The 25236-nt window shown below is 42.1% G+C and carries 22 protein-coding genes; 17 read left to right on the top strand and 5 right to left on the bottom strand.

The window, feature by feature from the left end:
- The first annotated feature begins 61 nt into the window (after positions 1–61).
- Positions 62–862: an alpha/beta fold hydrolase gene (locus ACT3IB_RS13730; RefSeq protein ID WP_491539595.1), complete on the top strand. Its 801-nt coding sequence runs from the start codon at positions 62–64 to the stop codon at positions 860–862.
- A gap of 32 nt (positions 863–894) precedes the next feature.
- Here ACT3IB_RS13730 and ACT3IB_RS13725 read toward each other — a convergent pair whose 3' ends face one another.
- Positions 895–1335: a 5' nucleotidase, NT5C type gene (locus ACT3IB_RS13725; protein ID WP_491539594.1), complete on the bottom strand. Its 441-nt coding sequence runs from the start codon at positions 1333–1335 to the stop codon at positions 895–897.
- 17 nt (positions 1336–1352) lie between these two features.
- A complete protein-coding gene (locus ACT3IB_RS13720) occupies positions 1353–2378 on the bottom strand; it encodes a zinc-binding dehydrogenase (RefSeq protein ID WP_491539593.1) in 1026 nt (341 codons plus the stop codon).
- A gap of 170 nt (positions 2379–2548) precedes the next feature.
- Between ACT3IB_RS13720 and ACT3IB_RS13715 the strand changes: the two genes are divergently transcribed.
- Positions 2549–3745: a CynX/NimT family MFS transporter gene (locus tag ACT3IB_RS13715; protein ID WP_491539592.1), complete on the top strand. Its 1197-nt coding sequence runs from the start codon at positions 2549–2551 to the stop codon at positions 3743–3745.
- A 68-nt stretch (positions 3746–3813) separates the two neighbouring features.
- Here ACT3IB_RS13715 and ACT3IB_RS13710 read toward each other — a convergent pair whose 3' ends face one another.
- A complete protein-coding gene (locus ACT3IB_RS13710) occupies positions 3814–5379 on the bottom strand; it encodes a DEAD/DEAH box helicase (RefSeq protein ID WP_491539591.1) in 1566 nt (521 codons plus the stop codon).
- Between the two features lie 412 nt (positions 5380–5791).
- On the opposite strand from ACT3IB_RS13710, the gene ACT3IB_RS13705 reads away from it, so the two are divergent.
- Entirely contained in the window at positions 5792–6175 is a 384-nt protein-coding gene (locus tag ACT3IB_RS13705) for a hypothetical protein (RefSeq protein ID WP_491539590.1), read from the top strand.
- Positions 6176–6203: 28 nt separating this feature from the next.
- On the opposite strand, the gene ACT3IB_RS13700 is transcribed toward ACT3IB_RS13705, so the two are convergent.
- Positions 6204–6767: a DUF420 domain-containing protein gene (locus tag ACT3IB_RS13700; protein ID WP_491539589.1), complete on the bottom strand. Its 564-nt coding sequence runs from the start codon at positions 6765–6767 to the stop codon at positions 6204–6206.
- 330 nt (positions 6768–7097) lie between these two features.
- On the opposite strand from ACT3IB_RS13700, the gene ACT3IB_RS13695 reads away from it, so the two are divergent.
- From ACT3IB_RS13695 to ACT3IB_RS13630, 14 genes are all read left to right on the top strand, one after another.
- Entirely contained in the window at positions 7098–7751 is a 654-nt protein-coding gene (locus ACT3IB_RS13695) for a cytochrome c3 family protein (protein ID WP_491539588.1), read from the top strand.
- 51 nt (positions 7752–7802) lie between these two features.
- Positions 7803–10853, top strand: coding sequence for a TAT-variant-translocated molybdopterin oxidoreductase (locus ACT3IB_RS13690; RefSeq protein WP_491539587.1), 3051 nt, complete (start codon positions 7803–7805; stop codon positions 10851–10853).
- 18 nt (positions 10854–10871) lie between these two features.
- The gene (nrfD, locus tag ACT3IB_RS13685) at positions 10872–12305 is read left to right on the top strand and encodes an NrfD/PsrC family molybdoenzyme membrane anchor subunit (RefSeq protein WP_491539586.1); all 1434 of its coding nucleotides are present in this window, start codon (positions 10872–10874) and stop codon (positions 12303–12305) included.
- 12 nt (positions 12306–12317) lie between these two features.
- Positions 12318–12866: a DUF3341 domain-containing protein gene (locus ACT3IB_RS13680; protein WP_491539585.1), complete on the top strand. Its 549-nt coding sequence runs from the start codon at positions 12318–12320 to the stop codon at positions 12864–12866.
- 144 nt (positions 12867–13010) lie between these two features.
- Positions 13011–13892 carry a c-type cytochrome gene (locus ACT3IB_RS13675; RefSeq protein ID WP_491539584.1) on the top strand — a complete coding sequence of 294 codons (882 nt, stop codon included), beginning with the start codon at positions 13011–13013 and terminating at the stop codon, positions 13890–13892.
- 43 nt (positions 13893–13935) lie between these two features.
- Positions 13936–15120 (top strand): hypothetical protein, encoded by a 1185-nt coding sequence (locus ACT3IB_RS13670; RefSeq protein WP_491539583.1) that lies wholly within the window; start codon positions 13936–13938, stop codon positions 15118–15120.
- A 57-nt stretch (positions 15121–15177) separates the two neighbouring features.
- Positions 15178–15729 carry a transposase gene (locus tag ACT3IB_RS13665; protein WP_491539582.1) on the top strand — a complete coding sequence of 184 codons (552 nt, stop codon included), beginning with the start codon at positions 15178–15180 and terminating at the stop codon, positions 15727–15729.
- The gene (locus ACT3IB_RS13660) at positions 15719–16579 is read left to right on the top strand and encodes an SCO family protein (protein ID WP_491539581.1); all 861 of its coding nucleotides are present in this window, start codon (positions 15719–15721) and stop codon (positions 16577–16579) included. The genes ACT3IB_RS13665 and ACT3IB_RS13660 overlap by 11 nt, the downstream gene beginning before the upstream one ends.
- Positions 16566–17516 (top strand): cytochrome c oxidase subunit II, encoded by a 951-nt coding sequence (gene coxB / locus ACT3IB_RS13655; RefSeq protein WP_491539580.1) that lies wholly within the window; start codon positions 16566–16568, stop codon positions 17514–17516. Before ACT3IB_RS13660 ends, coxB begins: the two co-directional genes overlap by 14 nt.
- Position 17517: 1 nt before the next feature.
- Complete coding sequence (gene ctaD / locus ACT3IB_RS13650) at positions 17518–19263, top strand: cytochrome c oxidase subunit I (RefSeq protein WP_491539579.1); 1746 nt, start codon at positions 17518–17520, stop codon at positions 19261–19263.
- Between the two features lie 35 nt (positions 19264–19298).
- Positions 19299–19955 (top strand): cytochrome c oxidase subunit 3 family protein, encoded by a 657-nt coding sequence (locus ACT3IB_RS13645; protein ID WP_491539578.1) that lies wholly within the window; start codon positions 19299–19301, stop codon positions 19953–19955.
- A gap of 25 nt (positions 19956–19980) precedes the next feature.
- On the top strand, positions 19981–20283 hold the full coding sequence (locus ACT3IB_RS13640) for a cytochrome C oxidase subunit IV family protein (RefSeq protein WP_491539577.1): 303 nt from the start codon (positions 19981–19983) through the stop codon (positions 20281–20283).
- Positions 20284–20558: 275 nt separating this feature from the next.
- Complete coding sequence (gene cyoE / locus ACT3IB_RS13635; RefSeq protein ID WP_491539576.1) at positions 20559–21464, top strand: heme o synthase; 906 nt, start codon at positions 20559–20561, stop codon at positions 21462–21464.
- A 74-nt stretch (positions 21465–21538) separates the two neighbouring features.
- Entirely contained in the window at positions 21539–22750 is a 1212-nt protein-coding gene (locus ACT3IB_RS13630) for an FG-GAP repeat domain-containing protein (protein ID WP_491539575.1), read from the top strand.
- Between the two features lie 22 nt (positions 22751–22772).
- On the opposite strand, the gene ACT3IB_RS13625 is transcribed toward ACT3IB_RS13630, so the two are convergent.
- The gene (locus ACT3IB_RS13625; protein ID WP_491539574.1) at positions 22773–25214 is read right to left on the bottom strand and encodes an alpha-ketoacid dehydrogenase subunit alpha/beta; all 2442 of its coding nucleotides are present in this window, start codon (positions 25212–25214) and stop codon (positions 22773–22775) included.
- Between the last annotated feature and the right edge of the window lie 22 nt (positions 25215–25236).

Raw genomic sequence — 25236 nt, 5'->3', positions numbered from 1 at the left:
TACTTACCCATTTGAAACCTGATCAGCTCTTTGTAGCTTTAAGTTCATTCAAGTAGCAACTATGCTTTATTACAAGACATTTTTTAAAAACGAAGACACAGACTGGGTCGTGTTTGTCCATGGGGCAGGTGGAAGCTCTTCGATCTGGTTCAAACAGCTGCGTGCCTACAAAAAAGAGTTTAACGTGTTGATGGTGGATCTCCGTGGTCATGGAAAGTCAAAAGGGATGCTCCAGAAATATTACGAAGAAGAATATTCTTTTAAGATGGCCAGCCAAGATATTATCAATGTGTTGGACGAAATCGGTATCCAAAAAGCACACTTCGTAGGGGTTTCGCTCGGCACCATTATTATCCGAACAATTGGTGAAATGCAGCCCGAACGCGTACAGTCGCTCGTAATGTGTGGAGCTATCATGCGGCTTAATATCAGATCACGGTTTTTAGTAGGGCTGGGGCATATGTTTAAGAAAGTAATCCCTTTTATGTGGCTGTATAAACTTTTTGCCTGGATTATTTTGCCCAAAAAACGACATTCCGAATCTCGAAATCTATTTATAAGAGAGGCAAAAAAACTTTACAAAAAAGAGTTCATCAAGTGGTTTAACATGACTCACGAAGTAAACCCATTACTTAAATATTTTCGGGAGAAAGAACTAAAAATTCGCACTTTGTACATTATGGGAAGTGAGGATTACCTGTTCCTTCCTCCCGTCAAAAATGTTGTTAAAGAACATGCAAAGTCCATTCTCGAGGTAGTTGAAAAATGCGGTCACGTGGTTAATGTGGAAAAGCCCGAGGTGTTTAACAGAATCACGCTCGACTTTCTCAAGTCCAAAAATATTAGGGCAAACACCTCCTAACTGCTACGAAATCTATTCGTAGCAGAAACAGATTATTTGAGCAGATAACCTAATACAGCATCCCAATCCGAAAAAGGTTTTTCACCAAAATGGATGTGTTTACCCGGAAAATCTCCGGCCCCATTAGCCGTACGATCATCAATAAGATAATCCCCTCGGTTGAGATGCTTATTGTGACTTAAAATAAGGCGCTTATGTGCAACTTCAGGCAGATGTTTTTTAACCCAGAGTAATTTGTCAATCCACGCAGAGGGATTGTTCCAGGGAGCTGTTGACAATATATAGACGTCGTACTGTTCAGTCAGTTTGTGAAATGCATCAATAGCTCCCTCAATAGGCGGAAGATCCCGGAAGAATCCGGGCACTTCATCAAGATCATCTTCGTATTCCTGATACATTTCCTCAGAAAGCTGGTCAATCCCACTTTCAAAATCGACCAGCACACTATCCATATCTACATACACTATTTGCATATCCGATAATTTTATTGTTAAGGCGTTAAAACAACTTTCCCGATATTTTTTCGCTCTTCGATATAACGATGTGCTTCAGCCACTTCTTTGAAGCCAAATGTTGCATCCACACGAGGATTAACCCATCCCTCATCTATTCCTTGTAGTATCTTATGCATCCAAATTCTTGCCTTTTCCGGCTCATGCCATAAGTGTCCCAAATTAACACCAAATACCCCTCGATTCTTGCCAAGCAGCGGCAACGGATGATAGATAGGCATCTGTAAAACCGTTTTGACCATGCTCCACAGGGCACCAATTCCTCCGCTCGTCCCTTCACTTGCAGAAGAAATACCGAACATACCCAGCCGTCCTGTTGCCCGCAACGCTTTATAACTTCGCTTCCACTCTTTTCCTCCCAAGGGATCGGTAATGAGCTCAACACCTTTTCCATCAGTCAAATCCATTAGTTCTTCGAACCAATCCTTATTACGATAATCGATGGCGTAATCTAATCCGCGTTCGGTTAAAAATTCGTGCTTTCGTTTGCTGGCCGTGCCGTAGGTCGTTGCTCCAATGTGCTGGGCAATGTCTAAAGCAGCAATTCCGACGCCACCGCCTACATTATGAATCAAAATTGATTCATAGGGCTGCAAAGATCCCATTACGGTAATCAAAATATAAGCTGTTAAATAATTGACCGGCAGTGCAGCGGCCTCCTCAAATGATAATCGATTTGGTTTTTCAAATAATTGCGATTCCCTGACGGCTACTTGCTCGGCCTGCCCCTTAAAACGAGTAAAAGTAATGACCTCTTTTCCCAGCCATTTCTCACCAACAGCATTACCAGCAGAATCTACCACACCCGAAACTTCATATCCCATCACGCAGGGTTTCGACGGACCATCAGGATACTGGCCTTTCCGTGCTAAAATATCTGCAAAGTTTAAACCTGCGGCTTTAACGTTGATAATGACTTCATTTTGTTCTGGCTCGAGATCAGGAACCTCCTGAACTTGGAGCACTTCATATCCGCCATTTGATGTGTTTACTATTTGTCTCATAGAGATCCAATATTTTTAAAGCTATTCACTTTGGGTTAGACAGTACAACTTTTATAACCATTTAACTGCAGCTATCAGAAATGATATTGCTCATGAATACTGATTGCAGTTTTGTATCTTTGGCTCGCCTTATTATAACGATATAAATTTTAGAATTCTGAACTTTACAGATGGCTGCATCTTCCCCATTTGAACAAAATTCACGTCTTAAAAATATTTTACTTGTCTCGGGTATCGTCCTAATTGCCCTAAACTTGCGTCCTGCATTGGCAGGTGTTGGTCCTTTAGTGAGTACCATTCGAGAAGCTACCGGTCTTTCCAACGCTATGCTCGGATTACTCACTACTCTGCCCTTGCTAGCCTTTGGTATACTCTCAACATTGACACCACTGTTCACAAAACGCATGGGAATAGAAGGTACCCTTGCTTTGGCAATGGCCTTGCTTTCCGGGGGCATTCTACTGCGAGTTGTTCCTGCAAACTGGGCGCTTTTTGCAGGAACCTTATTGCTGGGTATTGCAATCGCTTTTGGCAATGTACTTTTGCCCAGCTTAGTTAAACGAGACTTTCCCAACCATACCGGAATTATGACGAGCGTATATTCCAGCATGCTGGGCCTTGGTGCAACATTAGCAGCCGGAGTTAGCGTACCATTAGCCCACGATTTAGGCTGGGGCTGGCGATGGTCACTGGGGTCATGGGCAGCACTTTCTATTCTTGCTTTTATTGTTTGGCTTCCCCAGTTAGTGGATCTAACAGTTCCAAAGCAGGAACGTAACTTTTTGACATCCATGAAAGAACTGGGAGGTTCCCTTGTAGCCTGGCAGGTAGCATTATTTATGGGACTTCAATCTCTTGCATTTTATGTGATATTGGCCTGGCTTCCGGAAATTCTTCAGGACCGGGGGCTTTCTCCCGGTAACGCCGGATGGATGCTTTCTTTATCCCAAGCAATGGGGGTGGTCGGTACCATTTTTATCCCGGTCTGGGCAGAAAAAATTAACGATCAGAGAAAATTGGTTTGGGCACTCATGATTGCTGAAGCCATAAGTCTAATCGGATTGATGTTTCCCGATCCGTTTTTGGTTGCCCTTTGGGCATCAGTAATTGGGCTTACCTTGGGCGGCAGCTTTGGACTGGCACTCTTGTTTATTGTACTTCGATCAACAAACAGTGAAACAGCTACCGAACTCTCCGGAATGGCACAATCGATTGGATATCTCCTGGCCGCCATAGGACCTACGTTGTTCGGAGCTATGCACGATTTTACCGGAGCATGGTTTATCCCACTCCTATTCCTGTTGATTATTGTAGGAGCTAAACTTTTTTTTGGTTTGGGAGCTGCTCGTCCGAAGGAAGTAAAATAGCATCCATAAAAAAAGTGGATACCCATCGCCGGATATCCACTTTAATAACTTTGCAAAATATATGGTTGCTAGGCTACTTTAACGTGCACCTTCTTGCCTTTCACCCGGTTTTTATTCATCCCGTTTAGTACCTGGTTTACGTATTGACCGGGTACATCAACAAAAGAATGCTTGGGGAAAATATCGATATTTCCGATCACTTTTCCGGGGATTCCAGATTCACCTGCAATCGCTCCTACTAAATCACCGGGATACACATTGCTCTTTTTACCCACGTTGAAATGAATTTTAATCATTGCCGAATCATCATACTGACCGACCTGAGATCCATCCTCAGAAGATTCCTCAACTGAAGTATTCATTTTAAGCAAAGCAGCTGCAATTTCGATCGTCGTAAACCGATCATCAGTAAAACCTTCAAGCTGTTCTATGTAGGGTCGTAAATCTCCTTTTTCAAGCACTTCTACGACTTCTTCCATACGTCCGGCCATTTGTGATATTCGAACATCAGCCGTGGATGGCATCTCAAGGGGATTCAACTGATTTTTGATCTGCTTCTCAATGGTATGCAGTTCTTTTCTTTTGCGACGTGTTGTAAACGTAATCGCCATTCCTGATCGCCCGGCACGACCTGTCCGGCCAATACGGTGCACATAATACTCCGGATCTTGGGGGATATCATAATTGAAAACCACTTCAATATCCTCGACATCCAATCCGCGAGCGGCAACATCTGTTCCGACCAAAATATCAATTGCACCGGATCTGAATTTTGCCATTACGCGATCACGCTGATTCTGATTCAAATCACCGTTAATAAAATCCGAAGAATACCCCCTTGACTTGAGCTCTCGCGTTACCTGCTCGGTTTTGCGTTTGGTATTACAGAAAACAAGCGCCAGCTTAAAATCATTAATATCCATAAATCGGCAAATTGCTTCGGTACGAACAGAATCACGAACCTCAACCACATACTGCTCAATATTAGGCGCTGTTACTTTCTTGCGTTCAATCGTAATCGTCTGCGGATTGTTCATATAACGATTCATAATCTTGCGAATCCCTTTCGACATCGTCGCAGAAAACATAATCGTCTGTACCGGTTGATCGGCATAAGATAAAATCTGCTCCATATCATCACGGAAGCCCATATTTAACATCTCATCCGCCTCGTCAAAAACAACACGCTGCAGATTGTCCAGCTTCATCGTACCCCGACGAAGGTGGTCAATAGTTCTGCCAGGCGTTCCGACAACAATATGTGCACCACGCTTCAACGCTTTTATCTGTCGTGATATGGATTGTCCTCCATAAATGGGAATAACATTCAACCCATTAAGGTGTTTCCCTATCTTAATAAGTTCTCCCGTCACCTGTATTGCCAGTTCACGAGTGGGACACATAATGATAGTCTGTACATTTGCGATATCAAGATCGGTTTTTTGTACCACCGGAATTCCGAATGCGGCCGTCTTTCCTGTCCCTGTTTGAGCTTGACCAACAACATCTTTCTCATCCAAAAGTGGTGGAATACATTGTACCTGTACAGGCGTTGGTTTTTCGAACCCCATCTGTTCAATGCCCTTGAGAATAGGATCGGAAATATTAAGTTCGTTAAAATCTAAATCTGTCATAAATAAAATATAATTGAGTATTAGTGAATACCTGACGCCACAAAAACATACTTATAGTACCGGTTTGCTAAACCGCTATCCAAAAACCGTATATATTAGAGGCGCCGACAGACCAAAGAAAGGATTGTAAGAACCTGTTTAAACGAGTAGGTGGGATATTAAGTAACACCAGCTGTGGCGAATATACGCAATTTTCTGCAGAACAACACGCAATTTATTCAAGAGAACTCATCTTATTGCGCAATAAGTGATTTCTGAATCTTTAAAGTTCTTTAATTTTTTAAAAAGGCAGTGCTAATATGTGCTCAAAATGCCAAAAAGGCACTTTTGGAATGTATTAAGATATACTAACCAAGTTTATCAAAAGAGAAATTCTTCCTTATTTGAAAGAAATATTTCAAACAGATGAGTTATGGGACAACAACAACTGCTTTTAGTCATATTAGTATCTATTCTCGTGGGCGTGGCAGCCGTCGTTGCTATTGATACGATGCAGGAAGCCAGAGACAACTCGAATGAATCGGCAGTTCGTCAAGATATACTGATGGTAATTAATGATGCCCAGATCTATTATAAGAAGCCGGACATGTTGGGCGGGGGCGGCAGTTCATTTGATGGTATTTCTGAGGAAAATATTCTGTCCATCGATCCTGAAAACGAAAACGGCAGTTACGAAGTTTCCGGATCGGGAAATACCCTAACCGTTACGGGAACAGGCACCAACGAAGATGTTGAAGTTACCGCAACAGCTATTATGACTTCTGATGGGATGGAAGTCTCATGGTCTACCCCATAGATCGTGATTGGATTACAAATCTATACTCTCAGGAATACGCTCGTAACATAAAGAAGATCACCACTCCTGTTACCGAAACATACAGCCACACCGGTAACGTAACTTTAGACACTTTCCGATGTAATTTCAGCTTCCCGGAAAATGCCAGATAAAAGCTGGTAAGTATCATAGGCATAACAAGTGCAGATAAAATGATATGTGATACAAGAATAAAAAAGTAAATGGGTCGAATTATCCCTTCCCCTGTAAATGGCGTGCTGCCATGAAAGTTATGATAGATTACATAACTGATTAGAAAAAAAGTAGAGGTAACAAAAGCAGTGAGATTAAATTTCATATGCCGACTAAAATCTCGCTTTCGTATAGCCTGATACCCAAACATCAACAATACAGCACTCGCACTATTTAATAATGCATTCAATGCAGGTAGGCTCGTAATCAAATTCGAGCTGTAATCACTTCCCCCTTTGTAATATATCAACCAGATTAAGAAGCCAAATGCCACACTACTTATTAATAGTATTACACCAATGGCTTTGGAGAGGCTAATGTTTTTTAAAAGATCAATCGTAATCGGTTTCTCAGAATCCATAGACTGCTTTTAACGCACAAATTTTTCAGTAGGCTGAAGATACATAATATTCAATTTTCTACAGAATCGTTTTTTGGTTCAATGTCTGTCAAGTTTACAGATATAATTCTCGGGATTTCCTAAATTCAATTAGGCATTTTTGATAAATAGATTATATTTTAGCCCACTTAATTCTTGGGCATGAATAGGTAACTCCATTCTATTTAGATTCGATTTAAATATGAGGGAGCTCATTTTTATAGGTTCTAAAAGAGTTGGATTTTCCATACTTTCATGCCGAAACTTTTAGAGTACAATTACTTAAAAGTAACGACAAATTTTACTTAACCCATGGCTCAGATTTTTCCCCGATGGGCAAATGAAGTACCTCAACGTATTTTGCTCGGGCTCATTATTTTCGCGACAGCAACAGTAGCAGGAGTTTGGTATTACTTTTCTCCGGAATATACCGATGTAGGCTATGCTCCCGAGCAGCCCATCGAATACAGCCATCAGCTACATGCCGGCCAACTTGATATTGATTGTCAATATTGTCACACCAATGTCTTTGATTCTAAGTTCGCGAATGTACCGGCGACCCAAACATGCATGAATTGTCACAATCAGATTGATGGACGAAACAAGCCTGAAGAAGTACAAAAAATTCGTGACAGTTGGGAATCCGGAGAGTCTATTGAATGGACGCGCGTGCATAACCTCCCTGACTATGCTTACTTTAATCACGCAGCACACGTAAACGTAGGAGTGGGATGCGAAACATGCCACGGACGTATTGATCGAATGGAGGTTGTCTTTCAAAAAGAGCCTTTAAGTATGAGTTGGTGCCTTGACTGTCACCGAAATCCGGAACAAAATGTTCGTCCGGTTGAAGAAGTCACTACAATGGGATATGAACCGGAAAAAGATCAGATTGAGATGGGTCGTGAGCTTGTGGCAAAACACAATATTGCTCCCCCTACCTATTGTCAAAGTTGCCACTATTAATAAGAAGGAATATTTAACCGAACGAATCTGAATTAACGCAATCGTAACGGAATGAGCGAAGAAGTAAAAAATCCCAATTATTGGAAAAGCCTTGGCGAACTTGCTCGTAATGAAGAGTATGAAAAGTTTGTCGAGCGCGAATTCCCTGAAAATGCCACAGAACTTAATGATAAAGTATCACGACGCAGCTTTTTGCGTGTGATGGGAGCTTCCATTGCGCTTGCGGGATTTGCTGCCTGCCGGCGACCGGTGCAAAAAATTGTACCCTTTAGCAAGCAACCAGAAGATTTGGTAGAAGGCGTACCTCAATATTACGCTTCAGCATCTCCATTTCAGGATGCTCTGAGTGGCATCGTCGTTGAAAATAATTCAGGGCGACCAACAAAAATAGAAGGAAATAAGATGCATCCTGCCAGCCAGGGGAATACCAGTATTTTTGGTCAGGCTGAGATCTTGAACATGTTTGATCCTGACCGTTCACGTTATGTTCGGAAAGATGGGGAACGCTCTTCGGTTAGTGCTTTTGCAGAATTTTGCAGCAATCATTTTTCCAACACTGATCAGAATATTGCCTTTGTTTCTGAAGCCAACTCCTCTCCTACTTATAACAGGCTGAAGGATCAAGCTCTGAATAAATTTTTAAATGCAGAGTGGATCACCTATGAACCATTTGGAGAAGATAATGCGCTTGAAGGTACAAATATTGCGTTAGGTGAGCGATTACGTACATATAATAAGTATGATGAAGCCGATACGATTGTAAGTTTTGATGATGATTTCCTGAATCCGGCCGCTGACAAAAACAGCGTTGAAAACACGAAGCGTTTTACTGATCGGCGTCGTGTAATGTCTGAAAATGACGACATGTCCAGGTTTTATGCTGTTGAAAGCACATTTAGCATTACCGGTTCTAACGCCGACAATCGCCTGCGCATAAAATCAGGCGAAATTGAACTCTTTATATATGCATTGGCTGCTGAGCTTTCTAACTCTGTTAGCGGATTGTCCGCATTCAGTGGTTATACTAATGAGTTTTCTGATCACGAATGGATCTCTGTTTTGGCTAAAGAACTGCTCGACAACAGAGGTAATTCTATACTTACAGTCGGACGTGATCATAAGCCGAAACTACATGCTACCGTTGCAGCGATCAATGTTGCGCTTGGCAATGATGGCGAAACTGTTGAGTATCTTGAAGTACCGCATGTTGATGAGCAAAACAATCGTGAAGCTTTTTCCGGATTAGTTGAAGAATTAAATAACGGAAATATAGATACCGTTGTACTTGTAGGAACGAATCCTACATTCACGGCACCGGCTGATCTGAATTTTGATGATGCCCTTGCCAACGCAGGACAGGTTATTCATCTCTCTAACTATTATGATGAAACTTCAAAGCTGGCCAACTGGCATATAAACCGAGCTCATTTTCTCGAGGCTTGGGGCGACGGATATTCTTATTCCGGAACACGTTCTATCATTCAACCGCAAATTGAGCCGCTATATTCCGGGATCAGCGAAATTGAATTTCTGAATATTATTCTGTCCGGAGATCAACAGAAAGGTTATGATCTCGTTCAGAACACCTGGAAAGATTATTACTCGAACAACTTTAAGAGTCAGTGGAATAAAGCACTTCACGATGGAATAGCGGGTGATGACACATTTTCTGCTGCTTCTGTAAGTATTTCAAGTGCATTTAATTCACAAGCCAGCGACTTCGTTAGTAATGCTGAGCCTTCTGAGGGTATGGAGCTGGTCATTCGTCCAGACTCTACGGTTTTTGATGGACGCTTCGCCAACAATGGCTGGCTGCAAGAACTTCCCAAGCCCATGACGAAGATTACTTGGGACAACGTTGCGCTGATGAGCAAGAAAACAGCCGACGAGCTGGGTGTAAAAGAAGCGGGTCTCGGAAAATCAGAAGTGGAAGTTGTTTCTATTACTGTTGACGGTACTACTATAAGGATGCCGGCTTGGGTTCAACCCGGTCATGCCGACGACAGCATCACGATAACTGTAGGATACGGTCGTGAAGGTGTCGGACGCGTTGCGAATAAAACAGGTGTCAATACCTATCCGCTTCGCACGACAGCTAACATGCATTTTGCCAGTAATATATCAGTAGAAAAAACTGGTGAAACGTACGAAATTGCTTGTACGCAAGACCATAACACGATGGAAGGGCGATCGCTATTGCGACACGCCACCCTTCAAGAATATAAAGAGAACCCCAACTTCTCGACCTATGAATCTTCTTATGATGCCGAGATGCCGGGTCTTGCTTATGCTGATGAGCATGGAGAGGATGAACCTCTATCCATTTTTAACTCGATTGATGAACAGGAATATCCCGAGGACGAACCGCAATGGGGTATGTCTATCGACTTGAATACCTGCACCGGCTGTGGAGTCTGTACGATAGCATGTACGGCTGAAAATAACATTCCGGTTGTGGGTAAGCGCGAGGTAAGTCGGGGCCGTGAAATGCACTGGATCAGAAACGACCGTTATTTTGATGGCGACGTCAACGATCCGAATGCTCTACACCAGCCCGTGCCCTGTATGCACTGTGAGCTGGCTCCTTGTGAGCAAGTTTGTCCGGTAGCGGCTACCACCCACAGCGATGACGGCATGAATCAGATGACCTATAACCGCTGTATTGGAACCCGTTATTGCGCAAATAACTGTCCTTATAAGGTTCGTCGCTTTAATTTCTTCAATTACTCAGAAGAATTTTTAACAGGTGGAGATGATCCGGAAATCATTCAAATGGCAATGAATCCGGAAGTAACCGTTCGTTTCCGCGGTGTGATGGAGAAATGCACCTATTGTGTACAACGTGTTAATCGCGCCAAGATTAACCGCAGCATTGAAACAAATGGCGAAACCAAGAAACCTGAAGATGGAGCTGTAGAGACAGCTTGTCAGCAAGCTTGTCCCGCAGATGCCATCTATTTTGGTGATCTCACCGATCCCGAAAGCGAAGTAGTAAAAACGAAGAAGAACAACCGCAACTACTTACTTCTCGAAGAGCTTAATACGCGACCAAGAACGTCGTATCTTGCTAAAGTTCGTAATCCCAATCCCAAATTGGCTTAATTTTCAACATATTTTACGATGAGCACAGATTATCAATACGTACCAGAGCCAGCACTCGTAAAAGGAGACCATTCCTTTGGGAGCATAACTGATCTTATTGCCAAAACTCCGCTATCTCCCACTCCTAAATTATGGTATTTAGCGTTTGGCCTTGCCAATATTCTTCTTATTACCCTTTTAGGAGCTATCGGTTATCTCGTCTGGGATGGTACCGGAATTTGGGGACTTAACAACCCAGCCGGATGGGGTTGGGCTATTATCAACTTTGTATGGTGGGTTGGTATCGGTCACGCCGGAACGCTTATCTCTGCTATTCTTTTTCTCTTTAGACAGGGTTGGAGAACGGCTATTAACCGTTTTGCTGAGGCGATGACTATTTTTGCCGTGATGTGTGCTGGTATTTTTCCAGCAATACACGTGGGACGTATTTGGGTTATTTACTGGGTATTCCCAATTCCCAACCAGATGGCGGCTTGGCCGAACTTCTCGAGTCCGTTGTTGTGGGATGTTTTTGCCGTAAGTACGTACTTTACTGTTTCACTGCTGTTCTGGTATGTTGGATTGATTCCCGACTTTGCCACACTGCGTGATAAGGCAAAGAGCAAGATTGCCAAAATCTCGTATGGAATTGCCTCTCTCGGCTGGACCGGCAGTTTTCGCAACTGGTGGAACTACGAAAAAGCCTATATGATACTGGCCGGCCTTGCCACTCCGCTGGTACTTTCGGTCCACACTATTGTATCTTTTGACTTTGCTGTTTCGGTTATTCCCGGCTGGCACAGTACCATTTTCCCGCCCTACTTTGTTGCCGGTGCTATTTATTCCGGTTTTGCCATGGTATTAACATTGATGTTGATCGCTCGAAAAATCTACGGTCTTGAAGACATTATGAATATTGATATCATGGAAAAGATGAACCTTGTAATGATGATTACAGGTAACCTGGTTGCTTTTGCGTACCTGATGGAAGGATTTATCGCTTGGTATAGTGGTTATATTTATGAACAAGGAATTTTTTGGCTCTATGTCGTGGGTCCTTATGCCTGGGGCTTCTGGATACTGATGTTCTGCAACGTGGTAACTCCGCAGTTCCTCTGGTTCAAGAAAATACGACGTAATGTAGCTGTTACATTTGTTATATCGATTATTGTGAACATCGGAATGTGGTTTGAACGCTTTATGATTTCCGTCGCTTCACTTTCAACAGACTTCATGCCCTCTGCGTGGGATTATTATTCACCCACCTTCTGGGATATCATAACTTATGTTGGAACATTTGGACTTTTCTTTACTTTCTTCTTGCTGTTTTTGCGCTTCTTGCCAATGGTTGCCATTGCAGAAGTAAAAGGCGTTATGCCACAGGCAGATCCGCATAATTATGATGAAGAAACCAACGAATTTGATATAGAGAAAACCAAACCTGTTGTTGTTCAACAAGAGCAAACTGTTTAGTAACTGATATTTATGGACGCAGAAAACAAACAAATTTACGGGGTATTGGCCGAGTTCAGGAATCCAAAAGAACTCGTCGATGCCGCTTCTTCGGTTAAAAAATCCGGATACCAGGATTTCGACACCTATGCTCCCTTTCCTATTCACGGGATGGAAAAAGCCATGGGATTAAAAAAATCCCCTCTTGGCTGGATTGTATTAGGTGGAGCCTTAACCGGTATGATCGGGGCACTGGCATTAATGATATGGGTTATGGGTTACGAATACCCGATGAATATTAGCGGTAAGCCATATATTAACTTCCCGATTTATATACCCATAACATTTGAGTTAACTGTTCTGCTTGCAGCTTTTGCCACTACCTTTGGTATGCTGGCACTTAACAAGTTACCGCGTCTCCATAACCCGTTGTTTAACGTAGAACGCTTCTCAAAAGCGTCGGACGATGGCTTTTTTGTTCATATTGAAGCTTCTGATGATCTCTTTTCGGAAGAGAAAGTAAAAAAGCTGTTTCAGGATAACGGAGCAACACACATTGAAACCGTATACGATTCGGAATAATTGACCACAAAAATCTTTAGTTCGCATAACGATCCGATGAAAGTTACCAAGTACTTATTACTAGCTGTTATTGTTCTTCCATTGGCTTTAGCTGGATGCAGGGGTGAGAAGTTTCAATCTCAGCCTGTTCATCCTAATATGAACATGGATCAACAGAAACGTTTTGAAGCCCAGGAAAAGAACAGATTCTTTGCTGATAACCGAGCTATGCGAAAGCCGGTTGATGGAACAATAGCACGTGGAAATCTTAAAGAAGACAAAGCTTTGTACCAAGGAATTAATGAAGACAGTAGTTTCGTAGAAGACATACCCGTTGATGTAACGAAATCTTTCATCTATCGTGGTAAAGACCGATACGAAGTATTTTGTACCCCGTGTCATGGAATAGCCGGTGACGGAAACGGCATTGTAATGGCCAACAACTATGGATATGTACCCGCTCCAAGCTTCCATATTGATCGTTTGAGAAATCAAAGCGATGGGTACCTTTATTCTGCTATTGCCAATGGAATTCGAAATATGCCCTCATATGCTACCCAAATTCCTGTAAAAGACCGATGGGCCATTGTCGCCTATGTGCGAGCGCTGCAGAAAAGTCAAAATATTTCTGAAGATGAAATCCAGGAATACGACGTAAATCTTACGGCCCTTCAAGAAGACTATCAGGAACAATTAGCGGCAGAACAAGCCAAAAAAGAAGCCCAAGCTGAGAGTGGGGGTGGAGAAGTTTCTGTTGAACGAGGGAAAACAATTGCACAAAACAATGGATGCAATACTTGTCACTCTACCGACGGTACTAAATTGGTTGGACCCACATGGCAAAATCTATATGGATCAGAACGTACATTCGACGATGGATCCAGCGCTACCGCTGATGAGGAATATTTAAAAGAATCTATTATAGAACCATCTGCTAACGTCGTAGAAGGTTATCCTCCTTCTATGGTTTCTTATGATTTTTTAAGTGATAGCGAAATAAACTCTCTTGTTGAGTATATAAAATCATTGAGTGAAAACGCTGAATAACATTATAAAACGTATTTAACGTATTAAACGATTGGTTTAATCTATGAGCAAGCCCAAAATAACTGATACACTTGATTTTCCTTCAGACCTGAATGTAACCAAATCATTATTTGGAGTTGGAATTGTAGGCCTGTTGGCTACCGGTGTAGGATACTTTCTGGATCATGACCAGTTTTTCTTCTCTTATCTTGTAAGTTTTTCCTTCTTCTCAAGTATTGCCCTCGGAAGTTTGTTTTTTGTGATGGTTCAGCATTTAACCCGATCAGAATGGAGCGCTGTCCTGCGAAGAATTCCCGAAACCTTCTCATCATATTTTTGGATCTGGGGATTGTTTATTATTCCTATCTTATTTGGAATGCACTCTCTTTATCACTGGACCCACGCCGATGCTGTTGCTGCTGATCCGGTTTTACAGGGAAAAGAACCCTATTTGAATACCACATTCTTCATCATCCGCCAAGTTATCTACTTTGCTCTCTGGAGCTTCCTCGGGTATCGACTGTACCAAAAATCAGTTGCAATGGATGAGACCGGCGACTGGGGCTTGCAGACTCTACTTCGAAGAACCAGCGGCCCGGGATTATTTTTCTTTGCTATTACTCTTGCTTTTGCTTCTTTTGATTGGATCATGTCGCTTGATCCCCACTGGTATTCTACCATATTTGGCGTTTATTATTTTGCCATGAGTTTTCAGGGATTATTTGCCGCTCTGATACTTATCATATTTTTCTTGTGGCAAAACAACTTACTTACCAACACCATCCAGAAAGGACATATATATGACCTGGGCGTGCAGATGTTCGGCTTTACCGTATTTTATGCTTATATCGCATTTAGTCAATTCTTGCTCATTTATTATGCCAACATCCCCGAAGAAACCGTTTGGTACTTAGAAAGGCTCAGTGGCGGTTACGAATATTTAGCTTGGTTTTATCTGTTTGGTCGTTTTGTAATACCATTTGTAGTTTTACTTCCCAAAGGTCCAAAATCGAATTACAAAATCGTTGGCAGTATTGCCGGATTGATTTTAGTATCACACTTGGTTGAACTCTATTGGCTTGTTATGCCGGTATTAAATCATCACGGGTTCCATCTTAACTGGATGACGATTACAAGCTTTATTGGACTTGGAGGCATCTTTTTGGGATTATTCTTCTATAAGTTCAAGCAAAATAAAATGGTGCCTATTAATGATCCAAAATTGGGAGATTCTCTAAACAAACATTAAACCTGTAGCTAACAATTAACGCAGTAGATTTATACCGCTAACAAAGCTTTTATTTTCATGGCTAACGAGAAGCACAATTATTCTGCCGATTTTAAAAAAGAAGTTGCACAAAAGGCATTGGACCAGTCCAAGAAGAACCTAGACAAACTTTCAAACAAGTATGATGTGCCCGTTTCAGTTATCCTAATGTGGGCAACGGAGTTGGAAAAAGGTGATGAAGATGTTTTTGAAACGAAAAAAGATGAGAACGCATCTTCTGAAGAACCCATTGAAAGTGTTGATGTTGAAGTAACTGACCAAGAGTTAGCCGACTCTGTTGAACATGGAGTTATGCAAGATAAACTTAACTATAAACGCCTTATTTTTTGGAGCGTTTTTGGGACAATTTTAGTTATAGTATTTGTACGCGGTCTATATGAAATGTATCAATACAACACGCAAGTGACACAAGAACGTGTATCGTCTGAAAGTGAATACTATCAGGTTAATCAGATGAAAAAAGAAGCTAGACAACAACTCGATAGTTTTGGTGTTGTTGATCTTGAAAACGGTACTTACAGAATTCCTATCGACAGTGCTATTAATAAGGTGGCTGCCGATGAAGAATAGCCCAAAATTTATGAGAAATTTTGGGCTTGCAATAGCATTATTAAGCCTGTTTATGCTACCCTACTCTTCAGATGCACAACTGAACAAAAACAAACCAAGCCAACTAGAAGATGTAGGAGTTGAAGAGCGGTTAGGTGAGCAGATTCCGCTTGATTTAAGATTCGCCAATGCAGAAGGCGATTCTTTAGAACTTAAAGAGTTATTTACTGACGACAAACCGGTACTGTTAAATCCGGTTTATTATGAGTGCCCGCAGTTATGCTCCATGATAAAAGAGGCCATTTTTAATGGGGTTAAAGATTTAAAATGGTCGCCAGGCACAGAATACAATATTGTCACATTCAGTTTTGATCCTCGTGAAAAAACAGCATTAGCTGCTGAGAATAAGAACCGGTTTTTAAATAAGCTGAATCGGAAAGGTGCCGATGAAGGATGGCACTTTTTGACTGGAAATAAAGAAAATATCAGAAAACTTACTCAAGCTATTGGATTCAACATGAAGCGCCTGCAAGACGGACAGTATGCTCACGGCGCTGCTATCATGTTTCTCAGTCCCGATGGTGTGATAACACGCTACCTTTACGGGCTCAAATTTGATGAATTTAACTTACGGAATGCGCTATACGATGCAGCTGATGGCAACATAGGAAGTGCTGCAGAACAAGTGTTACTTTATTGTTACCAATACGATGCGGATTCCAATACATATGTGCCGGTAGCCTGGAAAATCATGCAGGTTGGCGGCTTTGCTACCATGTTAATTCTGGGTATATTCCTCGGTTTTATGTGGTTGCGGCACCGATATTCTAATAATGAAAAGCAAATAAAAGAAACGAATGGACGCGATTAAAGACTTCTTTTTACCCCCGGCAAAATCGACGCTGGCTGAACAAACCGATGCTCTTTTCTGGTTTGTTCATGGCAGCAGCCTTATTTTGACGATTGGACTCATTGCAGTCATTGTTTATTTCGTCTATAAATATCGTCGCAAGTCTGAAGATGAAGTGACACCCCTAATTACGCACAACAATGCCCTAGAGGTTACGTGGTCTGTTATCCCACTGGTAATGGTTCTTATCGTTTTTGGATGGGGATACCAAGTATTTATGAATCAAACGGTAGTACCTGATGATGCATACGAAGTAAACGTAACAGCTCAAAAATGGATTTGGCAGTTTAAATATGAAAACGGTGCCCAATCAACAGGGAAACTGCATGTACCTGCCGACCGTCCGGTAAAACTTATCATGAGTTCAAATGACGTTATTCACTCCTTTTTTGTTCCCGACTATCGTCTAAAACAAGATGTAGTGCCCGGCCGATATACCGAAATGTGGTTTAATGCCCCAGAACCCGGCAAATCCATCATCTTTTGTACCGAGTATTGTGGTGATGGTCACTCGGATATGTTAGGTGAAGTAGTTGTACATAAAGAAGAAGAATTTAAAAACTGGCTTGCAGAAAATGCCGGTGGTGGTTCAAAACCAGAAGATCTTGCTCCGGAAGAATGGGGAGAACAGTTGGCTCAGGAATGGGCTTGTACAACATGCCACTCTTCGGATGGAAGCCAAATGACCGGCCCCACCTGGCAAGGAAAATTTGGAAGTGAACAAGCTTTTGAAGACGGCTCAACGATAACAGTAGATGAAAACTACATTCGCGAATCAATTCTGGAGCCTAATGCAAAAATCGTTGAAGGATACCCTGCTGTTATGAATACCTATCAGGGACAACTTAACGATGAGCAGATTAATGCGATTATCGAATACATCAAAACATTGAAGTAATATGGATACAGCAGAATCAAGTTCTACATCTAAAAAAATACAGGTTCAGCGGTATAAACCCGATGATAACCCAAAAAAGCACTATTTAAATGAGGAAACAGGGCTGTGGTCTTGGTTAACAACCGTCGATCACAAGAAAATCGGCATCATGTTCCTCGGAGCCATTACCTTCTTCTTTTTCGTTGGCGGTATAATGGCCCTTTTGGTACGTTCCGAGCTCTGGACTCCTGCCAAGACCTTTATTGAAGCCAACACTTACAACCAGTTATTTACGCTTCACGGGGCAATAATGATATTTTTATTCCTTGTGCCCTCAGTACCTGCTGCACTTGGTAACTTTATTTTACCACTCCAACTTGGAGCTAAAGATGTCGCTTTTCCCAGGCTCAACTTGTTAAGTTTCTACCTGTATTTAACTGGAGCAGGTATTGCTATCTTTTCCATTCTTAATGGCGGAATTGATACCGGATGGACTTTTTATACTCCTTACTCCTCCTCTACCGGCGGTGCGGTAACAACTATGGTGTTTGGGGTCTTCGTAATCGGATTTTCCTCTATCCTTACCGGGGTAAACTTTATTACCACCATCCACAAAATGCGTGCGCCGGGCCTAACCTGGGATAAACTACCCCTTTTCTGCTGGGGACTTTATGCTACTAGTATTATCCAAATTTTAGCTACGCCCGTACTTGCGATAACCCTTGCTCTTGTCGGGATGGAACGTATTTTGGGAATTGGGATTTTTGATCCCGCAATGGGAGGCGATCCGGTACTGTTTCAACACTTTTTCTGGTTCTACAGCCATCCCGCGGTATACATTATGATTGTACCCGGCTTTGGTGTCGTTTCAGAAATTATTACTACATTCTCCCGCAAACACATTTTCGGGTACTGGGCTATTGCATTATCATCACTGGCCATTGCCTTTATTGGATTTCTCGTTTGGGGACACCACATGTTCGTATCCGGTCAGGCATCATTAGCTTCTATGGTCTTTTCATTCCTGACCTTCCTCGTTGGTATACCCACCGGCATTAAAATGTTTAACTGGACTGCAACCCTTTATAAAGGTTCGATCAATTTAAAATCACCGTTACTTTATATATTCGGGTTTTTCTTTCTCTTCTTGGTAGGCGGACTTACAGGTATCGTACTTGGATCAATTGCCCTCGACGTTCACCTGCACGATACCTACTACGTAGTAGCACACTTTCACTTTGTAATGGTAGGTGGTATGGTGATGGCGTTCTTAGCCGGCCTGCACTACTGGTGGCCTAAAATTACCGGACGAATGTACAATGAAACAATGGCAAAAATTGCCTGTGCCATTATATTCGTAGGCTTTAATGTTACATTTCTTCCCCAGTTTGTGATGGGATCTCAAGGAATGCCTCGACGTTATTTCAACTACATCGAACAGTTTCAACCCTTCCACCAAGTTTCAACTATAGGATCATTTATCTTAGGTCTTGGATTCCTGATGGTCTTCTACTATCTCGTGAAATCACTCTTTGGCGGCCAAAAAGCTACTGCAAACCCTTGGGGAAGTCGTGCACTCGAATGGCAAATAAATACACGTCCGCCCCTTCATAATTTCCATCATACTCCCGTTATTATCAACGGACCGTATGACTACCACAAGCCAATGGAAGAATTCCAGTTGGGGCTCGCAGCATCAGGCAATGGCCACGGCCAAGACCATGACATTGAGGTAGCAAGCGATGGAAAAGAAATTAACGCTGAGTAACAACGTATTAACCTGAAAATCATTAATAACTGATTATGGCAGATCATTCATCTTCCACAACACATTCGCGATTTATGCAGCATCATTTTGTGGATGCCGACCAGCAGTTTGAAGCTGCTAAAATGGGAATGTGGATATTTTTAGTAACAGAAATACTGATGTTCGGCGGACTTTTTGCCGCTTACATTGTTTTCCGATTATGGTATCCCGATCTGTTTACCCAAGCATCTACAGAGCTTAATACTTTATGGGGCGGTGTCAACACAGTAGTACTTATTGGCAGCAGTTTAACAGTAGCTATGGCTATCAAGTCAGCTCAGCTGAATCAGAAAAAAAATATTGCCATTAACCTGGGAATTACCCTAGCTCTTGCTGCAGTGTTTATGGTTATTAAATATTTTGAGTGGTCTCATAAGTTTGAGCTCGGTATTTTTCCCGGTCAATTCTATGATTTTGGAGGTATTGCACACGAAAAGGCAAATGTATTTTTTAGCCTGTATTACTTAATGACTGGCCTACACGGCATTCACGTGTTAATTGGAATGGGATTAATGGGTTGGTTGCTCTGGAGATCCTTAAATAACCATTTTGACAGCGAGTATTACACCCCCATTGAAATTACGGGGTTATATTGGCACCTCGTTGATATCATCTGGATTTTCCTTTTCCCTCTATTCTATCTAATTGAATAATAAAACTTAAAATATTATACAGCTCATGAGCGGACATCATATATCCACAGATAAAACTTTACTTGGCGTTGCAGCTGCATTGCTGCTACTAACGATAATTACCGTTGGAGTAAATTATATTCATATACCCGCCCCATGGAACATAATTACAGCAATGGGAATTGCTGTCGTAAAAGCAGGATTAGTTGCCCTATTCTTTATGAATCTCTATTGGGACGAACGATTTAATTCCATACTACTGGTGGCCGGATTAGCCTTTTTTGGACTTTTAGTTGGACTCACGCTTTTGGATACCCTATTCCGTGCCAATGTTATGCCAGCTTTCTAATACTAAATGATTTATACCTTATTAAATACTAAAAGCCGATCCTAATCGATCGGCTTTTTTATTATGCTTCATTTTCGTTTTGTAAGCAGGAATCATTTTATATACCCCAGGCTGATGCCCATCTGAATCCAAAACTTTATGAAAGAGTATGAGTACTCCTGCTGCAAGAAATATGACCAAATAATTTGTCCAGGAAAAAATTTACACTCACAGAGGGGTAACAATTTTCATTATAAATCAGTACATTTGCATCTGACAAAAATACGGATTCGGTAATGAAGTCAACCACAGAATATACCCTTTTAGAGTTTTTTGATACCCAGCAATTAGCAGCTTACTATGAGCTTACCAAACCGGGTATTACCCTCACGGTTTTAGCAAGCATGCTCATAGGGTTTGTCCTTGGCTCAGCAGGACAAATTGATTACATAACCCTCATCCATGCCACTCTAGGAACCTGGCTAATTGCATCCGGTACTGCGGCGCATAACCAATTTTTGGAATGGCGTTATGATGGACAAATGAAGCGGACCCAGAAACGTCCTGTTCCTGCAAGCAAAATATCGCCAAAGAAAAGCGTCCTATTCTCCCTAACTTTAATTACCTCAGGATTACTTTATTTAATACTTGCCGTTAATGCCGTTGCCGGTTTAGTATCACTATTAACCACCCTCATCTACCTGGGGATTTATACGCCTATGAAGCGTATTTCGGTCGCTAACGTATTTGTTGGCGCAATTCCGGGAGCACTACCTCCTGTAGGTGGTTGGGCCGCTGCAACAGGCCATCTGGGAAGTACAGGTATGTGGCTACTATTTGGTATTGTATTTCTATGGCAAATTCCCCACGTAATGGCTATTGCCTGGGTCTGCAAAGATGATTATACCAACGCAGGATTTCAGATGCTTCCTAAAAATGATCCCAAGGGAATTAAGGCAACAATATTGATAGTAGGATGTTTAATTGCCTTGCTGCCAGTTTCATACGGCCTGTATCATATTGAGATGAATAGTTGGATATACTTAGTTGGCGGACTTTTGAGTAGCATTGTATTTCTATACTACGGACTTGTCTTTGCCAAAAATCGTGATAAACCTTCTGCCAAAAAACTAATGTTTGCCTCATTCGGATACCTGCCTGTGATCTGGGCATTTGTGATTGTTGATATTCTGATCCTGTAATTTTTTGCCAGTTCTTTTCCTAATCTTAAAAGAAGGTTTAGCGAAAATCCTGAGAACTAATTACCTTTATTCTCATGAGATATTCAATAGTACTTCTTTTTATTACAGGATTTTTAGTGAGCGCATGCGGATGGAACTTGAATGCCCCGGATGATGGTAATGGAGGGACAGATCCCGGAAATGAAACCTCCTTTTTCGAAAACGTAAGCTCCACCAACCTGCCCGGTGAATCGAATCTTCAGACAAACGCCGCTAAAGCCGTTGATATTAACAATGATAACAGCTTCGACCTTGTCTTGGCTATTGGTCTTCAACGAAACAAAATTCTCATTAACAACGGCAACGGCCTGTTTAATGATGAAACCTCCGATCGTCTGACAACCCAAAATTTAAATTCACAAGACATTGCCATCGCTGATTTTAATACGGATGGGAATATCGATCTTTTCTTCCCAAGTGAACAAAATCAATCGAGTGAGCTTGTAATTAATGATGGCATGGGAGTCTTTTCGGATTTGTCGAACCGAATTCCTGTAGCCGGTAATTTCACATCTGCAGCATCGCTCGATTTTGATAATGATGGATCGATGGATTTATTTATCGGAAATCGCGGACAAAATATATTGCTCCAAAACAGCGGGAATGCGTTCTTCAATAATCAAACATCCCAGCGTATCCCACAAATTCTAGATGCGACCTTTGACATCGCAGTTGGGGATATCACCGGGAATAACTTACCTGATCTTTTAGCCGCCAATGAAGGACCAAACATCACACTTATCAATTCGGGGTCCGGGTTTTTCTCGAATCAATCCGGGAGTCGCATTCCCTATATTAATGCAATTGAAGAAAGCCAAGATGTATCACTTGCTGATATTGACAGCGATGGTGACCTGGATATCTATTATGGAAATACCCGCTTTCAGCAAAATACAAATCCTCAAGACCGCCTGTTAATCAATGACGGTCAGGGATTTTTCTCCGATCAGACATCCAATCGATTACCGGCAATCACAACCAATACATATGATGCTGAATTCAAAGATTTGGATAATGACGGCGATCTCGACCTGATTGTTGGAAACTATAACGGAGGCTTACAAATACAGATCAACAATGGAAATGGATACTTTTCAGATCAATCAGCTGATTGGCTTCCTGACAATTTATCTCCTCTTGTTATGGATCTTGAAGTGGCTGACTTCAACGGAGATGGACTACTCGATATCTATATTGCCACCAGAAATGGACAAGACAGGCTTCTTTTGCAAAAAAATATTGACTAACTTATACTTCCTATTTTAACATTTATTCGTATATAGGTGGATATTCTTCAGGATTGGCCTCACTTATAAGAGCATAAACCGCCTCAAATATGTCTTCTTCGTTGGGTTTGCTAAAGTAATCTCCATCTGATCCATATGCAGCACGGTGCTCTTTAGCAGTCAGGCACTGTGGTTCTGAATCCAGGTAATAATACCCTTTCTGATCCTGAATGACCTTGTTCATCATAAAGGCTGAAGCACCGCCGGGGACATCCTCATCAACAAATAAGATGCGATTAGTTTTCTTGAGGGATTCCACAATATCTTTGTTGCGATCAAATGGCAACAATGTTCGAACATCAATAAGTTCAGCAGATATTCCCACTTCTTCTAATTCCGGCAGCACATCCTCACAAATATTACAGGTCGACCCATACGAAACAATCGTGATATCAGTACCTTCCGAAATAACCGTTGGAATACCAAGCGGAACCGTAAATTCTCCAAGGTTTTCAGGTAGATCTTCTTTCAATCGATACGCATTAAGTGGTTCAATTATTAGTGCCGGATCATCCCCTTGAAGCAATGTGTTATACATTCCCGCGGCATCTGTCAGGTTCCGTGGAACACATACATGTACCCCTCTGATCCCGTTAATAATCATTCCCATGGGTGATCCGGTATGCCATATTCCCTCCAGACGATGTCCCCGTGTACGGACAATAAGTGGAGCTTTTTGTCCGCCCATACTCCGATAGCGAACAGTGGCAAGATCGTCACTCAAACCCTGAAAACAATAGAGCAGATAATCTAAATATTGGATTTCGGCGATGGGTCGCAACCCACGCATCGCCATGCCAATACCCTGACCAAGAATAGTAGCTTCGCGAATACCGGTATCACTTACACGTAATTCACCATATTTATCCTGCATATTCTCAAGCCCCTTGTTTACATCGCCCAGCTTTCCGGTATCTTCACCAAAGACCAGCGTTTCAGGGTATTTGTCAAACAGTTTGTCAAAATTATCGCGCAATACAACGCGTCCGTCTACCCTCTTGGGATCATCGCTATATACAGGCGGTTTTTCCTCTACATTCAGCGGAGATTGCTCGCCTTCGCTATACAAATGGCTGTCATAACGATAGTGATTAGCCTCTTTACTTTCTTCCAGCCAGTGCATCAATTTTTGACGCGATGAAGTATTTTCATTCCGTGTTAATCGCAATGCTTTGCGAACGCCCGAAACGATATATTTACGCAAGGGTACGATAGGAGCACTCATATCCTTGATGATTCTCTTAAGCTCCTCTGATTTACTGCTGTCAGAAGCCATGTTTTCAATCAGCGCTGTTGCTGTTTCAAGCTCTTCTTTTAACTCTGATTTAAATGAATTCCAAGCTGCTTTTTGTGCTTCTTTGACTTCCTTCTCAGCTTCGTTTTCAACAGCTTCAATCTCTTCTTCCGAAGCGATATCCTCTTCGATCATCCAGCTCCGGGTTTTGTTGAGGCAGCAATACTCTTCCTCCCACTCCAATCGTTCATCAGACTTATAACGCTCATGAGAGCCAGACGTAGAATGTCCCTGCGGTTGCGTAACCTCAGTAACATGAACCAATACCGGAACGTGTTCTTCACGAGCTATCTGTGCAGCTTTTTCATAAGTTTCCATAAGCGCAGGATAATCCCAGGCATTTACTTTAAGGATCTCAATACCCTCCTGCTCTTCTGTACGCTGAAATCCCTTTAAAACTTCAGAAATACTTTCTTTTGTTGTCTGATATTTACGCGGCACCGAAATACCGTAACCGTCATCCCAGACCGACATCACCATAGGCACCTGTAAAACACCGGCAGCATTGATGGTTTCCCAAAAAATTCCTTCGGAGGTACTGGCATCACCAATAGTACCCCATGCAACTTCATTCCCTCCATCAGAAAATTTTTGAAATTCTTCCCGCTCTAAAAGGGATTCATGATTTCGATACACCTTTGAGGCTTCAGCCAAGCCCAGCAACCGTGACATCTGTCCCGCAGTGGGAGAAATGTCAGGAGACGTGTTTTTCATCTCGGTGAGATTTTTCCAGCTGCCATCATCATTGAGGCTTCGCGTACTAAAATGCGCATTCATCTGGCGCCCCCCGGAATGAGGTTCTTCCTCGACATTTGCATGAGCATACAGCTGGGCAAAAAACTGCTGCACCGTAACTTGGTCGATTGCCATCATAAAAGTTTGATCACGATAGTAGCCGGCACGGAAATCCCCCTCCTTAAAATATTTAGCCATCGCAATCTGCGGCATCTCTTTACCGTCACCGAAAATACCGAACTTGGCTTTGCCGGTGAGTGTCTCCTTTCGTCCCAAGTAAGAAGCCTCTCGACTTTTGAAAGCTAGTTTATAATCACTTAAGATCTCTTGCTTCTGCTCCTGAGAATAAGAAATATCTGACGATTTCTTCCCCTTCTTTGTCTTTGTAGGTGCCATAATATCCGTTTTCAGTTAAAAC

The organism is Fodinibius sp. GM21, assembly GCF_058386955.1.
The sequence above is the reverse complement of the archived record's forward strand: the minus strand, read 5'-3'. Positions and strand labels throughout refer to the sequence as shown.